The following is a 20,878-nucleotide window of genomic DNA, read 5'->3' on the forward strand; positions in this document are numbered from 1 at the left end:
GACGACGGCAGCCGGTGCCGTCATCGCTGCGGGTACTTCGCCGGGGTTCAGGACGGGCGTGGCGCGCGACGGTCCTCGCGCTGGGCCAGCTCGGCCTCTTCCACCAGCGTGAACATCGGCTTGCCCGGCTCGCACAGCATGGTGACCGTGAACCGTACCGGGACATCGTCGCGGTTGTTGCCGTCCTGGTAGTGGATGACGTCGCCACCCGGCTCCCAGAACGCCTCGCCGGCGCGGATCACCCGCTCCGGCTCTCCTTCCAGCTCCATCAGCATCTCGCCCTCGAGGACGAGGCCGAAGGCAGGACCCGGATGGCGGTGCGGCGGCGCGCCCGGGTCTCCGGGCGGGTACTCGATGACCACGGTCATCGCGTGCGCGCCCTCGGGGATGAAGGGAGGCTGCGCCTCCTGCAGCACGGTCAGCGCCGTCTGCCACGCGGTCGATCGCGGCTTGTCCATCGCCCGCCCTACTTCGCGGCGGACTGGTCGAGCCAGTCCTTGTAGGTGATGGTGCCGAGCTGCGCGCCGTCGGCGGGCACCAGCGACCGCTCGCCGAGCACGCTGCCGAAATAGCGCGCCCGCGGGTCGACGACGACCTCGCGGGTGTCGCCCCAGGCGGCCAGCGCCTCGCGGAAGAACTCGTCCATCTTGTACTGGGTCGGCCCGGCGATCTCGATCCGGCCGTTCAGCGGCGTCCCCACCGCGGTCCTGCCGACCGCCTGGGCCACGTCGTCGCCCGCGATCGGCTGGAACAGCACCGGCGCGATGTGCACCTTGCCGTCAATCGTGCCCTCGTCGGCGATGCCGCGGGCGAACTCGAAGAACTGGGTGGAGTGCACCAGCGAGAACGGGATGCCCGACTTCTCGATCAGCTTCTCCTGGGCGATCTTCGCTGCGAAGTAGCCGTTCTCCGGCATCCGCTCGGTCCCCACGATCGACACCGCCACGTGGTGACCCACGCCCGCGGCCGCCTCGGCCGCCAGCAGGTTGCTGGTAGAGGTCTGGAAGAACTTCATGACGGCCTCGCGCTCGAACGAGGGCGAGTTCGACACGTCGATCACGACCTGGGCGCCCTTCAGCACCTCGGCCAGGCCCTCACCGGTCAGCGTGTTGACGCCGGTGTTCGGCGCCGCGGCCACGGCCTCGTGGCCGTGCTCGCCCAGCTTCTTCACCAGCTTCGACCCGATGAGCCCGGTCCCGCCGATCACCACGATCTTCATTGTTGGTCCCTTCTGGCCTTCCGGGCGCTGTGCGCGCCCTCGTCGTCAGCTAAGACAAGGCAGCCCCCCTCAGTTGTGACAGGCGGCCTCGTGTCCGACGACGAGCCTGGTGAGCTCGATGCGCGAACTGATCCGGAGCTTGGTGAAGGCGTGCCGGAGGTGCGTGCTGATCGTGTGCGGCGACAGGTAAAGCAGAACGGTGACCTGCTTGGTGATGGCGCCGTCGGCGACGAGCCTGATGATCTGCATCTCCAAGACGGTCAGGTCGGCTTCGCGCGCCGCCTGCCCAAGGGCGAGAGCACGCGGACCATGCTCGACCCGAAGAAGTACCCGGGGACCCTGCTCGGCCCAGCCACGCTGGACCAGCTTCCATATACCGACACCGCGGACCATCTGGAGGGCCAGCCTGCCTGGCACGCCGCACTCGCCCGGCGGATCTGCCAGGGCTGCCCGGTGCGCGCGCAGCGCCTGACCTGGGCCGTCGAAACCGGCGAAGCGGAGGGGATGCGGGGCGGCACCACCCCTGACAAGCGCCGCCGCATCCGCGCCACCCGCGAACGGCGGGCCGCGTGGCCGCCGGCCCGCCCGTGGGAGGAGCTGCCGCCGGTCACGGCGACGCGTTTGAAGCAGAGCGGCCTGAATTCCACCCCGTTGTTGTCGTGTCAGTGGAGAGGATCTGGTCGTGCACCGGTATGCCCTTCAGTGCCAACGCTGGAGTTTGTCGGGGTTCAGGATGATCCACACCGCTGTGACCTCGGCTCCGGCCACGCTCACGCTGACCACCGCCACGGCCTTGCCCGCCCGCCGCAGCACGAGCCCCGTCCTGCCGTTCACCGATCCGATGGCCGGCTCGGTTCCTGGCTGGTCGATCAGCAACGCCGTGACGACCCGCGCGACCCCGTCCGCACCGTAAGTCGGCCGTACGGCGACGCGCACCTTGCCGCCGCCATCGCTGACGACGATCGCGTCGGCGGCCAGGACTTCCCGTAGCGCCTCGGTGTCGCCCGCCTGGCAGGCCGCGGCGAACCGGCGGGCCACCTGCTCCTGCGTGGCGAGCATCTCCGGGCCGTACCCGGTCTGGTGCGAGGCCGGGTACGGCACGGGCTGGGCCCGCGTCACCCGGCCGCCGGGCACGTGCTCGGGGTCGGGGTCGGCGACGAGCTCCAGGCAGATGCTTCCCGCTGTCCGCGTCAGCCAGGCGCGCGGCACCGCGATGGCGGCGCGCTCCTTCTCGTCGAGGGCGTACCAGCGGCGATAGGTCTCCTGGACGACGTGGTCGGCCGTGGTGTCCGAGCCGAACATGCAGAGAGCGATCTCGAGCAGGTGTTGCCGTTCGTCGAGCAGCTCCGCCAGCGACTCGGCGCCCGCCTCGGTCATGGTCTGCCGCCTCCTTCATCGTTGGCAGATAAGACCGGACAGCCGGTTACGTTGTGACAAAGCGGCTTCGAGACCGCTCGAAGGCCTCGATCTTGGCCGGGTTGAGGATCCACAACAGGTGGTGGATCCCCTCCTTGGAGGCCTCGATGGTGAGCAGGGCGACGCCGCTGCCGTCCCGGGTGACGAGCACGCCTGGCAGCCCGTTCATCTCGACCCACGTGACGGCGGTGCCCGGCCAGAACCGCGGCGAGAACGCGGCCACGAACCTGGCCACCCGCTCGTTGCCCAGCACGGGGAACTTGGCCGATCCCCTGATGCCGTCGCCGTCGGAGGAGCTGACGACGTCGGCGGCGAAGAGCTTCTCCAGAGCGCCGACATTTCCCGTCTGGGCGGCGTCGAGGAACGTCTCCAGGAGGCGCCGGTGCTGGAGCCTGTCGACGGGCTCATGGCGGACGGCGGTCACGCGCCTGCGGGCGCGGCTCACGATCTGCCTGACATTGACCGGGGTGAGCCGCAGGATCTCCGCTATCTGCGGATAGGGGTAGTCGAAGGCCTCGCGCAGGACGTAAGCGGCGCGCTCGGTGGGATTGAGCCTCTCCAGCAGGAGCAGAAAGGCCAGCTCCAGCGCTTCGCCGCGTTCGGCGCCGACAGTGGGGTCCAGACTGGTGTCCACGGGTTCCGGCAGCCAGGGGCCGATGTACGACTCCCGCCGCACGCGCGCCGACTGCGCCAGGTTGATGGCCAGCCGGGTGGTGACCAGCGCCAGGAAGGCCGGTGGGTTCTCGATGGTCTCGCGGTCGGTGTCCTGCCAGCGCAGCCACACCTCCTGGACGATGTCCTCGGCCTCGGCCGCGCTGCCCAGCATCCGGTAGGCAATGCCGAACAGCCGCGGGCGCAGCTCGATGAAGGCGGACGCCGCCCGATCGAGAGCGTCAGCCTGTTCCAGGGATTCCGCGTTCATGTGCCCCACATCGATTCACCCGTCGGCCTGGGCAGGGGTTCGTCAGCCTCGCGCGTGGTCCGCAGCGTCGAGGATAGTCGCTGTCACGGCGTCGGGCTGGGAGGCCGCGAGCGCGTGGGAGGCGCCGGCGACCTCGCGGGTGCCGCGCGAGTCTGCGCGCTCGGCCATGAAGCGCAGTGCGGCGGCCGGGATGTTGAGGTCCTTGTCGCCGTGGACGAACCAGGACGGGACGGTGCGCCAGGGCGCCTCGTCGACGGCGAGCCCGTCGGACAGGGCGCGCTCGGTCACCGGCCGCTGGGTCGCGGCCATCAGCGCGGCCTCCTCGGTGTCGAGGTCGGCACAGAACTGGCGGTGGAACTTGGCGGGGTCGATGCGGAACTCGTTGCCGCCGGAAGTCACCGGGTAGGCCTGCAGCGCCTGGCCGAGCGTGCTGCCCTCGAACTTGCTCGACAGCAGCAGCGCGCTCTCGCCGGGCTCGGGGGCGAAGGCGGCGACGTAGACCAGGGCACGCACGGCCGGGTTGGCCGCCGCCGCCTGAGTGATCACCATGCCGCCGTAGGAATGGCCCACCAGGACGACAGGGCCGCCGATGCCGTCGATCACGTCCCGTAGGTAGGTGGCGTCGCCCTCCACGCTGCGCAGTGGGTTGGCGACGGCGACCGTGGTGAGCTGGTTGCCCCGCAGGCGCTGGATGACGCGGTTCCAGCCGGCCGACTCGGCGAAGGCGCCGTGGACGAGGAGAACGACTGGTTGGTTCATGGGATTGCCTCTCTGGTTGTTCACTCGTGAAAGCCGATCTCGCGATGGGTGCCGTCGCAGAGCGGTTTGTTGCCGGAGTGGCCGCAACGGCACAGCGTCATCCGGTTCCTGGTCTCCAGCGGTAGGCCGTCCGATCGGGTGACGGGGATTCCACCGGTCACCCACAGCGCGCCGGCCAGCCCGTCCTCCTCCTCCAGCATTGAGACGGCGCGCGGGAGGTCGGCCTCGATCGTCTCGCCGCCGCGTTCGAGGGCATAGCTGTAGGAGCCGGAGGGGCAGTGATCGATGCGGCCCATGACGGCGGAGCGCACGTCGCTGTCGGCGGTGTCGTCGAGCATCTTGGCGATGGGCCTGGTCCGGCCGATGCAGAAGGCGGCGTGCACGCACAGCTCGCCCACCCGCCGCGCGGAGATGCCGACGCCGTCGTGCACGTGCTGCAACTCCTGGTAGGGCCGCATCGGCACGGCCTCCGTGCCGTCGAAATCGATCACGGCGTGAGTCCCGTCGCAGAACGGCTTGGCGCCCGAACGGCCGCAGCGGCACAACGCATAGGTTTCCTCGGTCTCCAGCGGCTCGCCAGTCTTCCAGGTGAGCGCGTTCTTCTGCTCGGCGGAGACGATCTTCCGCTTGCGCCGCAGGGGGACGCGACCGTACACGACGTACGGCCCGTCCCGGAGCACGACGATCCGCTGGTGGTCGCCCGCGCTCCAGCGGCGCAGCTCAGGCGGGACGTACTCGAAGGTGAGGCCGCCCCGCCGCATCAGCTCCTGCGCCTGGGCCTTGAGCGCGTGCATCTCCCCGGTGGCGACGGCGAGCATCCTCGGGCTGCCGTTGAAGGCCAGCTCCAGCAGATGGAGGATCGCGCAGTAGGTGTGGTCGAACTCCTCCTGCGCGGCGCGGTCCGCAGGGTTGGGCGTCATGGGGAACACCCCGGTGAGATCCACCGAGAGCTTTTCACCGGTGGGACCGGACTCAGGGGTGTCCCCGCGCCGGTAGCGGCGGCCGAGCTTCAGCTCCATGAAGCGGTAATAATGGGCGACCTCGTCCTGGTCACCGTCCCAGACCTCGCCGCGGGCCGTACCCTCCCCCTGCTCGACGATCTCCTCAAGCGCGTCCAGCGCGGAGGCGAGGTCGGTGACGGCGACGAGCCTGCCGCCGGTGTGACGGAAGTGGGCGCCGCTCACCTGCCGGGCCGGGTCCCCGCAGAACACCTCCTCCTCACCGAGCGTTTCGCACAGGTAGCGCAACCCCTGCTCGATCGCGGCGTAGAACTGCCCGATCGTCTCGTAATCGTCGTCCTCCGGCGGTGCGCCGGGCGGTGCGGGCCGTTCCAGGCGCAGGAACATCTCCAGCGCTTCGGGACCGAACGGCACCAGCGACAGCTCGAGGTCGCCGTGGGGCAGCTTGCGGGGGTGAGGCGGCAGCATCTCGGGCGTGTCGAGCCGCGGGGCGCCGCCGACGGCGTTGAGCAGGTTCGCCGCCAGCGCCAGGTGCAGCATCTCCTCCACGAAGACGCTGCTCACCACCTCGACGGCCGCCGGGTTGCGCTCCGGGTCGAGGGAGTACAGCGCGGTCAGGTACGGCGGCAGCGTCGCGTGCTCCAGCTCGATCGCCCACTGCAGGTGCTCACGCAGGCTGCCGAGCGTGCCGATCCGCGGCTCAGGCAACGTCGTCACCCGGCCGCGAGCCGTCCTCCAGCACCTCGACCGCGTCGCGCAACCCCCGTAGAGCGATTTTCTCGCGCTCGACGTCCGTCGGGTCGTACAGCCACTCGGTGACCGGCTGCCCCACCTCCTCCTCCGGGTGGCTGGCCTCGGCGATGATCAGCTCCTCCTCGATCTCGACGTGGAGCTCGTACAGGAACTCGTTCTCACCGTTCGGGGTGCTCATGTCTCCTCCAAGGGATCTACACGGCGATCTGGCCGGCGGCCGGCGTCGACGATCAGGATTGGCCGGACCCCGAACCGCTCAGCCCGCCGACTCCCGCGCCCATGTGGTCCGATCGCCAGCTAAGACAGGGCAGCCTCGGCATTTGTGACAAGATCCGGCTATTCGACGAGCTTTCCCACGGTGGAGACCTCGCGCATGAGCGCCGCGATCTCGGCGGGGATCGGCGGGATGCTCTCCCGCTCCACCGATCCGGGGCCGGACCACACGAGGTTGACCTGCAGTGCGGGGTCGAGTTCCGGGTAGTCGGAGCGGTTGTGGCAGCCGCGGGTCTCGCGGCGCTCGATCGCGGTTTCGATGGTCGCGCGCGCGGCGAGCGCCGAGGACTTCAGGTCGAAGGCGTGGGCCAGGTCCTGGAAGCCGGCGATGTCCGGGTGCACGCCCATCCCGCTGATGCGCGCCTCTACCGCGGCCAGCTCGGCGAGGCCTTTTCGCAAGCCGCCCTCGTCGCGTACCACTCCGGCGTGCTCCGTCATGATGTCGCGGAGCGCTCGCTGCAGCGACCGCACGTTCTCCGGGCCGTCGGCGGACAGGAGCTCGTCCACTTCCTCCCGCGCTGCGGCGAGCGCCTCGGCGGAGCGGCGCTGCGCGCCGAGACCCGCGGAATACTCCGCCGCGGCCTGGCCGACGATGCGGCCGAAGACGAGGAGCTCGATGAGGGAGTTGCCGCCCAGGCGGTTGGCGCCGTGCAGGCCGCTGGCCGCCTCCCCTATCGCGTACAGGCCGTCGACGTCCGTGCCATGGTCCTCCGGGCGTACCCAGACCCCGCCCATCGAGTAGTGCGCGGTCGGCGCGACCTCGATCGGCTCCTTGGTGATGTCGAGCATCTGCAGTTCCAGGAGCGTCTGGTAGACGCGAGGCAGCCGCGTCATGATCGTCTCGCGCGGCAGATGCGACACGTCCAGCCACACGCCGCCGTCCGGGGTGCCGCGACCTTCCTTGATCTCTGTGTACGCGGCCAGCGCGACCCGATCGCGCGTGGACAACTCCATCCGCTCCGGGTCATACCGGGACATGAACCGCTCGCCGAGCCGGTTGCGCAGGACCCCGCCCTCCCCTCGTGCCGCCTCGGAGACGAGCGTGCCCGCCGCGTTCTCCGGCGCGATGAGACCAGAGGGGTGGAACTGCACCAGCTCGGGGTCGCGGATGCGGCAGCCGGCCAGGACGGCCAGGCGGAAGGAGTCGCCGGTGTTCTCGTCGCGCCGGGAGGAGGTGCGCCGCCAGATCCTGGTGTGGCCGCCCGCAGCCAGGATCACCGCATCGGCATGGATGACGTAGCGGCTGCCGTCGGTCAGGTCGAACCCGTACGCGCCGAATACCGCGTTGTCGCGCACGAGAATCCGCGTGATGTACACCGTGTCGAGGACGCGGACGTCGAGCTGGGCCGCCCGGTTGATCAGCGTGCGCTGGATCTCGAGTCCGGTGTAGTCCCCCGCGTACGAGGTGCGCCGGAAGGTGTGGGCGCCGAAGAAGCGCTGGGAGATTCGCCCGTCCTGCTCGCGTGCGAACGGCATGCCGTACCGCACGAGGTCCTCGATGCCACGCGCGGCCCCCTCGGTGACGATGCGCACCGTCTCGGGATTGGCCAGCAGGTAACTCTCCTTGAGAGTGTCGGCCGCGTGCTGCTGCCAGGTGTCCTCGGGGTCCATCGTGGCGAGGGCTGCGTTGATGCCGCCTGCCGCGAGCGAGGTGTGTGCGTCCGCCTTCGGCCGTTTGCCGACCGCGAGGACATCCACCCCGCGCTCGGCGAATTCGACGGCCGCCCGCAGCCCGGCCCCTCCGGTCCCGATGACCAGGACGGACGTGGCGATTCTGTTTTCTGACGCGTACATGATGCTCCTTCAGCTACGTGCCGCCCAGATGGCGACGGCGACCAGCGCGACGCAGGCGGCCGCGATCAGCGCGACCACGGCGGCCACCCCGATCCACGGCGCCGCGAGCGGCGACAACACGACGGCCCCGACGCACCCTGCCAGGGCAGTGCGGGGGACGAGGGAGTCCGCGTCGACCAGCGCGTGCACCGCCCGGAGCAGGAGGAGATACACCCCAACCGGGACGGCGACCGCGTAGCCGATCGCCATCGGCGATGCCGCCACCTGGCGCCCGCTCTGCTCCACCGCCACCTCTAGCCCGGCGCCGAGAGCCGCCAGCGCGGCGAAGATGCCGAAGTGGCCGTAGCCCCACCAGTACGACCGGTGACGCCGCTCGCTGAGCCCCTCCCCTGCCTCGACCAGGAAGTACAGCCACCACAGGGCGAACAGCAGGACGAGACCGGATCCGGCGATGACGACGAGGGGAGCCGCTTCGAGCGCCCCCTCAACCCCTCTGCTCGCGGCCAGGACACTCTCGCCCAGCAAAATGATCGTGAACAGGCCGTAGCGCTCGGCGATGTGCTGCGGGTGCCAGGTGGTTGCCCTGACCCGCTCCGCCCACCACGGCACCGCCAGCTCCAGGACGACCAGGCAGGCGAAGAACGGCAGCTGGAGCGACGCCGGCAGGAGGCCGGCGGTCAGGAGAGCGAGCCGGAGCAACCAGCCCAGCTCGACCAGACCTATGCCCGCGGCGTAGCGGAGCCCCGTACGGCGGCTCGCCGGGTCTTCGAACGCGGCCCTCAGCCATTGGGCGACGAGCCCGATCCTCATGACGAGGTAGCTCAGGGTGATGATCCCGTAGTCGGAGTGGCCGGCCGCGGCGGGCACGCCGACGGCGAGGACCAGCACCCCCGCCATCTGCACCATGGTCAGCAGCCGGTAGGGAACGTCGTCGGTGTCGTACGACGAGGCGAACCAGGTGAAGTTCATCCACGCCCACCAGATGGCGAAGAACACCTGGAGGAACGGGACCAGCCCGGTCAGGCCATGACCTTCAGCGATGACGTGCGCGAACTGCGCCGTGACGGCCGCGACCGCGACCACGAAGGTGAGATCGAAGAGGAGCTCGAGCTGGCTCGACGCGCGATGCGGCTCGTCGACGGGCCGTGAGCTCATCCTGACCCGGATCCGGATGGTGGTCATGGTCGAGGGCACGCTCCCGCTCCTGTCGCTCTTTCGGCGTCCGATTCACCCGAAAGACCGGACGGCGTCGTGATCTGTGACAGATCGCCGCAACAGCGATCGAACTCAACGGACGATGTCGGCGGTGAGCACTTCTTCCAGTGCGGCGAGGTCGCCGGACTGGGCGGCGGCGACGAACGTCCGTACGAGGCGCCGGTGCGCGGCGGTGCTCACCTGGCGGCCTCGCTCGGTGGCGAGGTGGTTGCGCGCGCGTCGCAGGAGTTGCCGCGCATGGTCTTCGCCGAGGTGGAGGAGCTCGGAGATCTGGCGGTAGGGGTAGTCGAAGGCCGTGCGCAGGAGATAGACGGCTCGTTCGGCGGGTGTCAGCCTCTCCAGCAGCAGCCGGATCGCCGTGTCGACCGCCTCTCGTCGTTCGGCCGCCGTCTCGGGCCCGGCGGCGAGGTCCACTGTCTCGGGGAGCCAGGAGCCGACGGAGGTCTCTCGGCGCCTGCGGGCGGACTGGGCGACATTGATGGCGAGCCTCGTGGTGGTCAGCGCGAGGAACGCCGGCGGGCTGATGACGACCGACCGATCGGCACGGGCCCAACGCAGCCACGTCTCCTGCACCACGTCCTCGGCTTCGCCCACGTCCTGCAGGACGCGCAGACCGATCATGAGAAGCCGGGGCACGGCGCTGACGAACGCCGAATCGTCTCCGTCCCCATGTGTGATCGACCGGTCATCGGGCTGCTCTGCGTGGTCTTCGTACGACTCCAAAAGGCTCATGGTCACGATGGCGGCTCCGTTCGACAGCTGGCATCCGGTGATGCCACTGCGATCACGGTCGCTGCCCGTGCTGCTCCATCGCGCCCTGGAAACACCGTGGTCGACACCCTGGCCCGCACCGTGGCGGGCGTCGGGGCAGTGGAAACGCTTCGGACAGTGGGATGCTCCGCGACCACCCGGCTCACCCTGCGGCCGGTGTCACCAGCAGATTGCTGGGCTTGATGACAGAACGGTAGGTTACGTCTCCATCTAGGATGTAGCGCCGGTTTCTCCCCATGTTCAGCGGTCATGGGGCAACGAACAGATGATCGTCGGGGGCAGTGCCATGGCAAGCAGAGGTCCCGGGTCGCAACTTCGCGGGCGGCAGCTGGAGTGCGAGACGCTGGATCAGCTCGTGGCGACGGTGCAGGACGGCCACAGCTCGGTCCTGGTTCTGCGCGGCGAGGCCGGCATCGGTAAGACGGCGCTGCTGGAGTACGCGCGGGACAGCGCGTCCGGCTGCCGGATCATCAGAGCGACCGGCGTGGAATCCGAGATGGAACTGGCCTTCGGTGGGCTGCATCAGCTGTGCTCCCCGTTCCTGGAGCATCTGGGTCGCCTGCCGGGCCCGCAACGCGACGCGCTCGGGACGGCGTTCGGCCTGAGCGCGGGAACTCCTCCGGAACGCTTCCTGGTCGGGCTCGCGGTGCTCAGCCTGCTCGCCGACGTGGCCGAGAAGGGGCCCCTGGTCTGCCTCGTCGATGACGCGCAGTGGCTCGACCAGGTCTCCGCGCAGACCCTCGCCTTCGTCGCGCGGCGCCTGCTCGCGGAGCCGATCGGGCTGGTGTTCGCGGTGCGCGAGCACCACCTCGAACAGGAGCTGAAGGGGCTGCCCCAGCTCGACGTGGGACGGCTGAGCGACAGCGACGCCCGCGCCCTGCTGGACTCCGTGACTCCTGGACGACTCGACGAGCAGGTCCGGGACCGGATCGTCGTCGAGACGCAGGGGAACCCGCTGGCCCTGCTCGAACTGCCCCGAGGGCTGACGCCGGCGGAGCTGGCGGGTGGATTCGGGCGGCCCGACGCGCGACCGCTGGCCAGTCAGATCGAGCAGGGCTTCCTGCGGCGGGTCCGGGCGTTGCCGGCCGAGACACAGCGGCTGCTGCTCATCGCGGCGGCCGAGCCGGTCGGGGATGTGAGTCTGCTGACTCGCGCGGCCGAGTTGCTGGGCATCGAGGTGTCCGCCGCGTCGCCGGCCGAGGCGGCGGGGCTGATCGCCATCGGTACGCGGGTGCGTTTCCGTCATCCCCTCATGCGCTCGGCGGCCTACCGCGTCGCGTCCCCGCAGGACCGGCAGGACGTCCACCGGGCGCTGGCCGACGCGACCGATCCCCGAGCGGACCCCGATCGCCGGGCATGGCACCTCGCCAACGCGACGGCCGGCCCCGACGAGACGGTGGCCGCCGAGTTGGAGCGCTCGGCCGATCGGGCGCAGGCGCGCGGCGGAGTCGCCGCGGCGGCGGCGTTCCACGAGCGGGCAGCCGAGCTGACCCCCGATCCCGCGCGCCGCGGCGCCAGGGCCTTGGCGGCGGCACGGGCCAAATACCAGGCCGGCGGGTACGACGCCGCGCTCGAACTGCTGGACGCGGCCGAACTCGGCACTTTGGACGAACGCGAACTCGCCCAGGCCGGCCTGCTGCGCGGTCAGATCGCGTTCGCCTCCAGGAGCGCCGGTTCCGCCTTCCCGCTGCTGCTCAGCGCCGGTGAGCGCCTGGCGCCGCTGGACGCCGGGCTGGCCCGCGAGACCTACCGCGACACGTTGAACGCGGCCATGAACGCGGGCCGGCTGCCGAGCGGCGCCCAGGTGGTGGACATCGCCGAGGCGCTGCTGGCCGCACCGCCGGGGCCGCCGCCGGAGCGCAACGACCTGCTCCTGAACGGCGTGGGCGTGGCGCTCACAGAGGGTTCCGCGGCGGGCGTGCCGATGGTGCTGCGGGCTCTGGAGTCCTTCCGCGCCGAAGGGATCTCCAGGGAACAGGGCCTTGGCTGGCTGCCGTTCGCGTCCCGGATGGCCCATAACGTCTGGGACTTCGACAGTTGGTCGGTGCTCTCCGCGAGACTGGTCGATCTGGCACGCGAGGCGGGCGCACTGTCGGTGCTGCCCTCAGCCCTCCACATGCTCGTGTCGAACAGGGTCCTCGCCGGTGAGTTCGCCCTGGCCGACGCGCTGGTCGCCGAGGCGGTGACGATTGGCGAGGTGACGGGCAGCCGCTACCTGGCCCAGTACGCGGCCCTGATACTCGAGCCGTGGAGAGGACGAGAGGCCGCGACCCGTCAGGTGAGCGCAGCGATCACGCGGGACCCGGCCATTCAGGGGGAAGGCAAGGTGGTGACCGCCACCCAATGGGCGAGCGCGGTGCTCTGCAACGGCCTCGGCCGGTACGAGGAGGCGTACGTCGCCGCCGAGCGAGCCTTCGAGCACCCGCAGGAGCTCGGCGGCACGGCCATCAGGTCCACGGTCGAACTCGTCGAGGCCGCCGTCCGGAGCGGGAGGCCCGCTCGGGCGGCCGAAGTCGCCCGGCGACTCGACGAGATGGCCCGAGCCAGCGGCACCGACTGGGCCCTCGGAACCTCGGCGTGCGTACGGGCCCAGGTGAGCGACAGAGCGGACGCCGACGTTCTCTACCGCGAGGCGATCGAGCGGCTCGGCCGCACCGAGGTCCGGACGACGCTCGCCCGCGCCCGGCTGCTCTACGGCGAGTGGCTGCGCCGGGAGAACCGCCGCCTCGACGCACGCGAGCAGTTGGGCATCGCCTACGAGCTGCTCGGCGACATGGGGGCCGAGGCGTTCGCGGAACGGGCCCGGCGCGAGCTCCAGGCCACCGGTGAGACGGTACGCAAGCGCACCGTCGAGGCACGCGCCACTCTCACCGCCCAGGAGGCGCAGATAGCGCGCCTGGCCGGCGACGGGCTGACGAACCCCGAGATCGGCGCTCAGCTCTTCATCAGCCCGCACACCGTCGAATGGCACCTGCGCAAGGTCTTCGCGAAGCTCGGCATCACCTCACGCAAGCAGATCCGCATCACGCTGCTCGAAGGCACGGCGCTCACAGCCTGAGGGTCCGCGGTTCGCCGCCGTCCGCGAGCGGGATGGTGATGTGACGAGCGTCATGTCACAAGCGGCCTCCCGCACCTTGTCTCTGTAACGACGGTCCATGAGTCACCGCCGGGCCAACGGCGCGATGGTCGTCGATTCGAGAGACGATGCGGGAGAAGAGATGTTCATCAAGAAGAGGTTGTTCATCGCGGCCGTGTCGCTGATCGCCTCTGCCGGTGGAATGACGGCGCCGGCCTCGGCCGACGACGGCGGCGCCTCGATCAGCTCCTGGGGCTTCCCCGGTGAGGGGTCCGACTGGCAGCCGGTGACCTACGCCGGCGGGCAGATCACCAGCCGGTCCACTCCGGGAGAGGCGCGCGACGACCGCGGCAACATCCTGCACGCCTGGCGCGGCGCGGACAACGACTCCATCTGGATCTCGTTGAACAACGGGCCCGCGTACTCGCTGCCCAACGCGCAGACATGGACGCCGCCGCGGGTGATCTGGACGGACGACGGGGGCCGCGGCAACTTCCGGATCTTCCACACCGGCACCGAGGGCCACGTCTACCAGCACCGCGTCCAGCTCAGCCCGAGCTACCAGCTACCCGCCACCCTGCCCAGCTGGACCAGGATCCCCAACGACACGCGCACCACCGACACCGAGCCCGTGGCGGCCGCCGCGCTGCCCGGCAACTCCTTCATGCTCGCCTGGAACAGCCAGTCCACCGACGACATCTGGACGATGTACTACAACGGCGACACCGGCACCTACAGCTCGCCCAGCGTCGTGCCGGGCGCGCGGAGCAAGGACGCGCCGGGACTGGCCGCCCAGGTGGGCACCAGCGCCGACCCCGCTCCCTGGAACCAGGTCGTGCTCGCCTTCACGGGCACCGACAACTACGTGTACATGTCGCGGCAGCGGTACGGGACCGGCAACTGGACGAATCCGTTCCGGGTCTATGCGACAGGCACCCCGGGCTACACGAGGAATGGCCCGTCCGTCGCGCTCTCCCGAAGCGGCTACGGCGTCATCACCATCACCGAGGACCGTGACAACACCATCGGCAGTTACATGATCTCGCGCGACGGCGGGTGGAGCGGCTACTACGAGGAGAACAGCTTCGCGCTCTCCCCCGGCAGAACCCCGCTGGCCGTGGTGGCCGGTACCGATCTCTACTACGTCATCAACGGTTCGGCCGGCGGCAAGAGCGGCGTGCTGTGGAAGAAGGTCTACGACTTCGCGGCGATGCCCACGCCGTCGGCCCCGCAGTGGTGAAGCCGGCGAACGCTCAGCCGCACGACGTCATCGTCACCGGCGCCGGATCCCGGCGTCCGCGTCCTTCCCGGAGAGATCACGTGAGAATGGTCCGACCAGCGGCGGCCATGATGTCCGTCCTGCTGCTCTCGTTATCGTCGCCGGGCAGCACCCCGGCGGCGTGGGGGGCGTCCGCCTCCCCGACGTCCGTGACCGCACCTGCCCCGGCGGAGGACCCGCCGTGGGCCGGGCCCGGAGCGTCCGGCCCTGACCTGAATCACAGCAACCGCACAACCCCGCCGGCCGGACTGCCGGACTGGTCACGCGCCGGGTACCGAGGCGGCCAGGAGCTGCCTGAGGGCGATACGGAGCTGACCGACGACGCCTCCTGCCGTATCTCGCCGGAGAAGCTCGCCTCCTCCTACGGGGTGACGGCGGACGACGGGACCGACGACACCGCCGGACTGCAGAAGGCGATCGACCACATCAAGAGCGACTGCTCGCCGAACGCCAACTTCAACCGGCTCTCGCTCATCGAGCTACCGGCAGGCCGGATCGACATCACCCGGCAGATCTACGTAGATGCGGGATTTCTGATCGTACGGGGCAAGGGCTCCGGCGACGGCGGCACCCGGCTGGTGTTCAGGCCCGGCCTCCAGACCCGCTACGACCAGGTGATCAACGGCCGGTGGGACCAGGAGAGCATGATTGCCGGCACCGCCCCCGACATCGGCAACGGTGGCTGGATCTGGCCTGGGCGTGGCATGTTCCGCGTCCAGACCCGGGAGGTGGCGACCCGGTACAAGGACGACTGGGAGCTGGCCTCCAGCCTGCCCATGCGCAAGGACCTCTACGAGGGCAGCGTCAACCAGCACTGGGTCTCCGGCTTCAAGGTGGCCGCCGCGGCCGATGACCCGGGCTTCTCGGCACGAGCAGGAGGCACGGTCGTGCGGCTGGACGCGAAGGCCGACATGACCAGGTTCAGGCCCGGCGGCTATGTCTGGGTGGGCGCGGCCAACAGCAGGAAGTTCTACGCGCAGCAGGGCATCACCGATCAGAGCATGATCGAGGCGCTCCACATGCGGCAGGAGATGTTCCGGCTCAGCCGCATGGACGCCACGGCCAAGACGATCACGCTGGACCGGCCGCTGAGGTGGGACCTGCCGGTGAACTCCGAATCGGACGGCTCCGAACCGCTGAACGGCAACGGCACCCCGTACGCCAGCAAGGTCACGCCGCTGAAGGTGATCGAGGGTGTCGGGTTCGAGGACTTCTCTTTCACCCAGGACATGAACGGCGTGCCGAAGATCGGCGGCCAGGAGACGTACTCGCTCACTCCCGAGCAGGCCGTGCACAACTACGGCAACCTGGCGCCCGAGTACGCCATGCACGGCATCGTGTTCAAGTGGGCGGCGAACAGCTGGGCGCGCGGGCTCAAGGCCACGATGACCGGCTCACACCCGATCGTCACCGAGGTGGCGCGCAACCTGCAGATCGAGCGCAACAGCTTCGACGGCGCCTGGAACAAGGGCAAGGGCGGCAACGGCTACCTGCGTGGCAGCCGCGTGTGGGACTCGTTGTGGGCGCACAACCTCAGCCGCAACCTGCGCCACTTCACCTTCCAGTGGTCGGCGGGCGGCAACGTCGCCTTCCGCAACGACCTCGACTCCGACCTGAACCTGCACGGCGGCTGGGAGCACGACAACCTGTTCGAGCAGAACACGGTGCGAGTCCCCTACGAGCACCGCTCGGCCAGTTGCTCCGCCAACTGCGGTGGCGAGGGCGGCGAGATCGACGCGGGCACCTGGTATCCGATCTGGTGGGCGGCCGGGCCCAAGGCGGGCAAGTGGGCCGGCTCCTCCGGGCCGCAGAACGTCTTCTACGACAACACGCTGAGCAAGCAGACCACCGCCGGCGGCCCGTTCGAGCCGTACCGGCCGTACGGCGCCCAGGCCGGCACCGCCTTCCAGTTCGGATCGGACGACTCCGACCCACACGCGTTCCTGCCCCTGAGCCAGAACGGGCAGGCGATCACGGACTGGACCGGACGAGAGACCCTGAACTACCAGGGCAACGGAGTGGCCGCCCTCGACGTGGGACACCGGCAGTCGCTGTTCCTCCGCGACACCGGCGGCGAGCTCCCCCCACGTGACCCGGAGCTCGTCGAGATCAAGGCGGCCACCTGGAACATGGCCGGCGCGTCCTCGCCGCAGCAGGGCGACAGGTACGCGACCGCGCTGCCCGCTTTGCACACCCGGGAGAGTCCGCCCAGGGAGAACGACATCCTGGCCCTGCAGGAGACCGGCTACCCCGCCGACCGGCACTATTGGAGCAAGGACACGATCGCGCAGGCCGACTACGTCAAGAGGATGCGCGACGGCAGCACGAACGCGCCTCCCGTCGAGGAGATCTGGCTCAGCCGGACCAGTGGAGGCCGCGGCGGAGGTTACCTCTACTGGCTGAACACGAACGTCGACACCGGTTCCGGCAACCCGGAGAAGATCAATCTGGCCGTCTGGACGCGGAGAAGTGTCCGCAGGGACGAGATATTCGTCGTCCCCGGAGCGACCCGGAACGGCATTCACGAGGGCAAGTCCCGTCCCGCGCTCGGCGTCAACTATTGCGGGGTCGTCTACTTCACCTGGCACGGGGCCGCAGCAGGCGGCACGGACAACGTCACGATGCTGCAGAACATCAGGAGTCATATGCAGACCGCCGGCCCGAACGGGCAACCGCTGCCCTGGGTGGTCCTCGGCGACTTCAATATGGAGGCTTACGGGCAGACAGGATTGTTGACCGCCCTCGGCGACGACTCCCGCCAGTTCGACGTACTGCCCTCGATCGGGCCCACCCGGCCCGTCACGGGACGCACCATCGACTACGCCGTCACCCAGAACGGCGTCACCCCGGCGCTCTACAGGGGGTACGGGTTCGGAACGCCGATGACCGACTTCGAAATGTCGGACCACCTTCCCGTCGAATACGACTTCTCCTATCTCACCGAGGACCCGCGGTGCACGACGTCCCAACCGGCGCGGCAGGCGAAGGCCGTTCCGCGAACAACGCAGAATCTCAGAAGCGCCTCCAGCACCCGTTCCCCCTACCCTTCGGGCGCGGGGACGCGGCCCGGCAGCAGTCGCCTCAAGACCAGGACGTTCGCCCGGCCCGAGCAGAGCGCGCACAATTTCCGGTTCCTGGCCGCCGGTGACGACCCGGGACACTATCGCGTCCTGCACAGCTTCACACGTACCTATCTGGGCCAGGAATCCGGACTCGCCGACGCGCCGGCGATTCTCCAGGGCACCGACGACGGTGACTCCCAGCTGTGGCGATTGCTCGACATGGGAGACGGCACCTGGATATTGCTGAACAAGGCCACCGGCCAGGCGTTGACCGCCCTGGACCGCGCGGACGGCGAAGAACTGGTGGGTCGTGACCTCGCCGACGAATTCGATCCCGACCAGCGCTGGTTCCTCCAGGACGCCGAGAACGAGGCGCTGGACGTCGATGAGATCGTCACCGGCGCGGGATCGGCCATGACCGTACAGGACTCCGATCCGGAACCCGGCACGCCGGTGGCGCTCGAACCCGACAGCGACGATTCCGAAGAAGAATTCATGCCCATATACGCCGACAAGACCGAGGATTATTACTGTTACTACCTGGTCCACAAGGGACTGTATGTCAATTCAACGGCCACCAACCCCGCGGTCGGCGACGGCAACCTGCTCACGCTGAACGAATTCCGTCCCAATGACGGCGGCTACATGTTCTGCACCCCGCCGGCCGACAGGCATGCCTCACAACTGACGACGGTGGGCCAGTACGATGCGCAGGGCCGCTTCCTCAACCTCGGCGCTGTCGGCCCGGGTCTGCTGGCGCTGAGCACGTCCTACGGGCTCACCTGGAACTGGAAAGCCATCGCAAGCTGACCGCCGGCGGCGTTCTGCCGGCGGCAGGGCGCCTGCCGTTCACCACACCAGATCACGACCCATGACGAACGCCTTCGCCGGGCCGCGGAAACGGCCCGGCCAGTGCCGTACGCGCGTCCCGGCGAAGGCCCGGCATCTTCGTTTTCTCGCCAGGCCCTGGCGCGGGGGCCTGATCACAACGAGCAGTCCCGCTCCCGGTGCTCGTCGAGCGCGCGGAGCACGTCGGCGCATGCCTGCGCGAAACCAGCCAGCCGCTCGGGGCCCAGCACGTCGATGAACAGAGCGTGCACCAGCTCGGTGTGCTCGGGGACGGCCTTCTCGATCGCCGCGTAGCCCTTGTCGGTGAGCCGCACGTCGGGATAGCGGCGGTCGTCGGTGTCCACCCGCTCGACCAGCCCGCGCTGCGCCATCCGGGTGAGCTGGTGGGACAGGCGGCTCTTCTCCCACTGGGTCGCGACGGCCACCTCCGCGACGGGCATCTCCCGCCGCTCCGACTCCGTGAGCCGGACCAGGACCTCGAAGTCGGCCGCGGACAGGTCGCACTCACGCTGCAGGTGCTGCTGCAGGTGTGAGCCGAGGTGCTTGGCCATTTCGATGTACGTGCGCCACATCCGGTCGGCCTCGCCGATGTCCTGCTCCCATCCCATGACGCCCACTCTACCGGTGCTTGACGTGTCAACCTGGCGCTGTATGGTGGCCAGGTTGATACATCAACCTGAACATATGAGGGGACCGTTTCTGTGAGCGAGCAGCAGATCATCGCCGTGGTGGGCGCGACCGGAGCGCAAGGAGGCGGGCTGGTCCGCGCGATCCTCGACGACCGCGGCGGGCGGTTCGCCGCGCGAGCCCTGACCCGGGATCCGGGCTCGGCGCGGGCCAGGGAGCTGGCCGCTCTGGGGGCCGAGGTCGTGGGGGCCGATCTCGACGACGCGGGCAGCCTGCGCAGGGCGTTCGACGGCGCACACGGCGCCTTCGTGGTGACCAACTTCTGGGAGCCGCGCACGCCCGAGGAGGAGCGGGCACGGCCCGCGACCACCAAGGAGCGGGAGCAGGCCGGCAACGCCGCGCGGGCTGGCCGGGAGGCCGGCGTCCGGCATTTCGTCTGGTCCACGTTGTCGGACACCCGTGCCTACTTCCGTCCGGACGACGGGACGCCGAGCTTCGAGGGCACGTACAAGGTGCCGCACGCCGACGGCAAGGCCGAGGCCGACCGGTTCTTCCTGGAGTCGGGCGTGCCCACCACCTTCCTGCAGGCGAACGTCTACTACGAGGTTTTCCAGGACATGTTCGCGCCCCAGCGCGACGAGACGGGAGCGCTGGTGCTGCCGCTCGGCTTCGGCGAGGCGCGGGTGGCCGCGCAGGCCGCGGAGGACGTCGGCAGGACCGCGCTGGGGATCTTCCGCCAGGGGAACGGGATGGCCGGCAGGCGGGTGAGCGTCGCCGGGGCCGTGCTCACCGGCGCGCAGTACGCCGCCGCGCTGAGCCAGGCGCTCGGCGAGCCCGTCACATACCAGGCGGTCAGCCCCGACATGATCCGGGCCGCGGGGTTCCCGGGCGCGGCCGAGGTCGGCAACATGCTCCAGTACCTGATCGCGGCCGCCCCCGACATCGCCGAGCTCATCGATTTCGAGCGGCTGCGCGAGCTCAACCCGCGGCTGCAGTCGTTCGACGCGTGGCTGGCCCTCCACCGCGACACCATCCCGCGCTGACCGGCACCCGTCCCTTCCCCGCGCGTGGTCGCCCCCGGGTAAACGTCGCGGGAGATGAACGAGCTCCATCGCATGGGACTCGCGGCGACCGCCGCCGCCGATGGCCTCGCCCTGATTCCCGGCACGGCGAACGCCCTAGCGGCGCCAGCGCCACGGTCCTCTTCCACAGGACGGTGGGTGACCAGGACTACATCCGGCGCGAGATCACGGACGAGCCGGCCGGCACGCTGGGCTCGACCTGGAAAGGTTTCGGATCTGCTCGGCGGCGGACCAAGCGAGGCGTGAAAGCGACTCGACGATCCTCCCGATCGCTACCGATGGGGTGATCGGAAGATCATCCATGCCGAAGCGGCGCGCTGGGAGGACCCGGATCCTGGGGAAGTTCACTGGTCGTGGGTCGGCTCTTCGGGTGGGAACACTACGTGTTCGGCATTTCTCTGCAGGAAACGCCATGCCTCGGCGCGGCCGGAGCTGACGGGGAATGCCTCCACGGTGAATTCCTGGGCCAGTTCGACGTGGAGGTCGCCGAAGGGGGATATTCGCACCGTGGTTACGGTGGGTTGTAGTTCCGCGAAGGTGGCGTCGACGCGGTCCGCCATGAAGTCGTACATGGTTCGTTCGCTGTCGGGCTTGCCGGTGTCGCGGACTTCGCTTTCGCGCCAGGCGAGGTCTGCGGAGCCGAGGATCACTCGGCTCTGGTAGGTGATTCGGAAGGGGCATTGGAGGTGGAGCGCGAAGGCGCTCCACCTTTCGTCCGTCAATGCGTCCGACGGCGCGGGGTCGAATTCGATGATCCCCATGTTCAGTGCCCGGCCGACGCCGATCGCGTGCAGCCCCAGGAGAGTGCGGAGACGTTCCTCC

At 69.6% G+C, this 20,878-nt stretch carries 17 protein-coding genes and 1 pseudogene; 5 read left to right on the forward strand and 13 right to left on the reverse strand.

What is annotated here, in order from left to right; translation table 11 throughout:
- Window positions 1-47 precede the first annotated feature (47 nt).
- The 3 genes from ABD292_RS24810 to ABD292_RS24820 all read right to left on the reverse strand — a co-directional run bounded on the left by ABD292_RS24810 (window position 48) and on the right by ABD292_RS24820 (window position 1,483).
- Entirely contained in the window at window positions 48-458 is a 411-nt protein-coding gene (locus ABD292_RS24810) for a cupin domain-containing protein (RefSeq protein ID WP_344211148.1), read from the reverse strand.
- Between the two features lie 8 nt (window positions 459-466).
- On the reverse strand, window positions 467-1,219 hold the full coding sequence (locus ABD292_RS24815; RefSeq protein WP_344211150.1) for an SDR family oxidoreductase: 753 nt from the start codon (window positions 1,217-1,219) through the stop codon (window positions 467-469).
- 69 nt (window positions 1,220-1,288) lie between these two features.
- Window positions 1,289-1,483, reverse strand: a complete 195-nt coding sequence (locus ABD292_RS24820) for a helix-turn-helix domain-containing protein (protein ID WP_344211651.1) — start codon at window positions 1,481-1,483, stop codon at window positions 1,289-1,291.
- Between the two features lie 45 nt (window positions 1,484-1,528).
- Here ABD292_RS24820 and ABD292_RS49015 point away from each other — a divergent pair.
- Window positions 1,529-1,747: pseudogene (locus ABD292_RS49015) on the forward strand (WhiB family transcriptional regulator); the annotation flags it as partial.
- A gap of 171 nt (window positions 1,748-1,918) precedes the next feature.
- Here ABD292_RS49015 and ABD292_RS24825 read toward each other — a convergent pair.
- The 8 genes from ABD292_RS24825 to ABD292_RS24860 all read right to left on the reverse strand — a co-directional run bounded on the left by ABD292_RS24825 (window position 1,919) and on the right by ABD292_RS24860 (window position 9,946).
- Window positions 1,919-2,596, reverse strand: coding sequence for a sigma-70 family RNA polymerase sigma factor family protein (locus ABD292_RS24825; RefSeq protein WP_344211152.1), 678 nt, complete (start codon window positions 2,594-2,596; stop codon window positions 1,919-1,921).
- A 46-nt stretch (window positions 2,597-2,642) separates the two neighbouring features.
- Window positions 2,643-3,557: an RNA polymerase sigma-70 factor gene (locus ABD292_RS24830; RefSeq protein WP_344211154.1), complete on the reverse strand. Its 915-nt coding sequence runs from the start codon at window positions 3,555-3,557 to the stop codon at window positions 2,643-2,645.
- 42 nt (window positions 3,558-3,599) lie between these two features.
- On the reverse strand, window positions 3,600-4,316 hold the full coding sequence (locus ABD292_RS24835; RefSeq protein WP_344211156.1) for an alpha/beta fold hydrolase: 717 nt from the start codon (window positions 4,314-4,316) through the stop codon (window positions 3,600-3,602).
- Between the two features lie 20 nt (window positions 4,317-4,336).
- The gene (locus ABD292_RS24840) at window positions 4,337-5,992 is read right to left on the reverse strand and encodes a ferritin-like domain-containing protein (protein ID WP_344211158.1); all 1,656 of its coding nucleotides are present in this window, start codon (window positions 5,990-5,992) and stop codon (window positions 4,337-4,339) included.
- Window positions 5,976-6,206 carry a hypothetical protein gene (locus ABD292_RS24845; protein WP_344211160.1) on the reverse strand — a complete coding sequence of 77 codons (231 nt, stop codon included), beginning with the start codon at window positions 6,204-6,206 and terminating at the stop codon, window positions 5,976-5,978. The genes ABD292_RS24840 and ABD292_RS24845 overlap by 17 nt, the downstream gene beginning before the upstream one ends.
- A gap of 158 nt (window positions 6,207-6,364) precedes the next feature.
- Window positions 6,365-8,095: an L-aspartate oxidase gene (locus ABD292_RS24850; protein WP_344211162.1), complete on the reverse strand. Its 1,731-nt coding sequence runs from the start codon at window positions 8,093-8,095 to the stop codon at window positions 6,365-6,367.
- Between the two features lie 9 nt (window positions 8,096-8,104).
- Window positions 8,105-9,289: a low temperature requirement protein A gene (locus ABD292_RS24855; RefSeq protein WP_344211164.1), complete on the reverse strand. Its 1,185-nt coding sequence runs from the start codon at window positions 9,287-9,289 to the stop codon at window positions 8,105-8,107.
- Between the two features lie 93 nt (window positions 9,290-9,382).
- Entirely contained in the window at window positions 9,383-9,946 is a 564-nt protein-coding gene (locus ABD292_RS24860; protein ID WP_344211165.1) for a sigma-70 family RNA polymerase sigma factor, read from the reverse strand.
- Window positions 9,947-10,367: 421 nt separating this feature from the next.
- Here ABD292_RS24860 and ABD292_RS24865 point away from each other — a divergent pair, with 421 nt between their 5' ends.
- The 3 genes from ABD292_RS24865 to ABD292_RS24875 all read left to right on the forward strand — a co-directional run bounded on the left by ABD292_RS24865 (window position 10,368) and on the right by ABD292_RS24875 (window position 18,308).
- Window positions 10,368-13,139, forward strand: coding sequence for an ATP-binding protein (locus ABD292_RS24865; protein ID WP_344211167.1), 2,772 nt, complete (start codon window positions 10,368-10,370; stop codon window positions 13,137-13,139).
- Window positions 13,140-13,299: 160 nt separating this feature from the next.
- Window positions 13,300-14,397 (forward strand): hypothetical protein, encoded by a 1,098-nt coding sequence (locus ABD292_RS24870; RefSeq protein ID WP_344211168.1) that lies wholly within the window; start codon window positions 13,300-13,302, stop codon window positions 14,395-14,397.
- Between the two features lie 86 nt (window positions 14,398-14,483).
- The gene (locus tag ABD292_RS24875; RefSeq protein WP_344211170.1) at window positions 14,484-18,308 is read left to right on the forward strand and encodes an RICIN domain-containing protein; all 3,825 of its coding nucleotides are present in this window, start codon (window positions 14,484-14,486) and stop codon (window positions 18,306-18,308) included.
- Window positions 18,309-18,481: 173 nt separating this feature from the next.
- On the opposite strand, the gene ABD292_RS24880 is transcribed toward ABD292_RS24875, so the two are convergent.
- Window positions 18,482-18,955, reverse strand: a complete 474-nt coding sequence (locus tag ABD292_RS24880) for a MarR family winged helix-turn-helix transcriptional regulator (protein WP_344211172.1) — start codon at window positions 18,953-18,955, stop codon at window positions 18,482-18,484.
- Between the two features lie 93 nt (window positions 18,956-19,048).
- Between ABD292_RS24880 and ABD292_RS24885 the strand changes: the two genes are divergently transcribed.
- Window positions 19,049-20,017: an NmrA/HSCARG family protein gene (locus ABD292_RS24885; RefSeq protein WP_344211174.1), complete on the forward strand. Its 969-nt coding sequence runs from the start codon at window positions 19,049-19,051 to the stop codon at window positions 20,015-20,017.
- A gap of 383 nt (window positions 20,018-20,400) precedes the next feature.
- Here ABD292_RS24885 and ABD292_RS24890 read toward each other — a convergent pair whose 3' ends face one another.
- On the reverse strand, window positions 20,401-20,817 hold the full coding sequence (locus ABD292_RS24890) for a hypothetical protein (RefSeq protein WP_344211176.1): 417 nt from the start codon (window positions 20,815-20,817) through the stop codon (window positions 20,401-20,403).
- Window positions 20,818-20,878: the final 61 nt, after the last annotated feature.

It is taken from the genome of Nonomuraea bangladeshensis, assembly GCF_039529455.1.
GTDB classification, from domain to species: Bacteria; Actinomycetota; Actinomycetes; order Streptosporangiales; family Streptosporangiaceae; genus Nonomuraea; species Nonomuraea bangladeshensis.

What these genes read in the sequence shown, in the direction of transcription:
- ABD292_RS24810 (WP_344211148.1), bottom strand. Translation starts at nt 458, where the DNA reads ATGGACAAGCCGCGATCGACCGCGTGGCAGACGGCGCTGACCGTGCTG.
- ABD292_RS24815 (WP_344211150.1), bottom strand. Translation starts at nt 1,219, where the DNA reads ATGAAGATCGTGGTGATCGGCGGGACCGGGCTCATCGGGTCGAAGCTG.
- ABD292_RS24825 (WP_344211152.1), bottom strand. Translation starts at nt 2,596, where the DNA reads ATGACCGAGGCGGGCGCCGAGTCGCTGGCGGAGCTGCTCGACGAACGG.
- ABD292_RS24830 (WP_344211154.1), bottom strand. Translation starts at nt 3,557, where the DNA reads ATGAACGCGGAATCCCTGGAACAGGCTGACGCTCTCGATCGGGCGGCG.
- ABD292_RS24835 (WP_344211156.1), bottom strand. Translation starts at nt 4,316, where the DNA reads ATGAACCAACCAGTCGTTCTCCTCGTCCACGGCGCCTTCGCCGAGTCG.
- ABD292_RS24845 (WP_344211160.1), bottom strand. Translation starts at nt 6,206, where the DNA reads ATGAGCACCCCGAACGGTGAGAACGAGTTCCTGTACGAGCTCCACGTC.
- ABD292_RS24850 (WP_344211162.1), bottom strand. Translation starts at nt 8,095, where the DNA reads ATGTACGCGTCAGAAAACAGAATCGCCACGTCCGTCCTGGTCATCGGG.
- ABD292_RS24865 (WP_344211167.1), top strand. Translation starts at nt 10,368, where the DNA reads ATGGCAAGCAGAGGTCCCGGGTCGCAACTTCGCGGGCGGCAGCTGGAG.
- ABD292_RS24870 (WP_344211168.1), top strand. Translation starts at nt 13,300, where the DNA reads ATGTTCATCAAGAAGAGGTTGTTCATCGCGGCCGTGTCGCTGATCGCC.
- ABD292_RS24875 (WP_344211170.1), top strand. Translation starts at nt 14,484, where the DNA reads ATGGTCCGACCAGCGGCGGCCATGATGTCCGTCCTGCTGCTCTCGTTA.
- ABD292_RS24880 (WP_344211172.1), bottom strand. Translation starts at nt 18,955, where the DNA reads ATGGGATGGGAGCAGGACATCGGCGAGGCCGACCGGATGTGGCGCACG.
- ABD292_RS24890 (WP_344211176.1), bottom strand. Translation starts at nt 20,817, where the DNA reads ATGGGGATCATCGAATTCGACCCCGCGCCGTCGGACGCATTGACGGAC.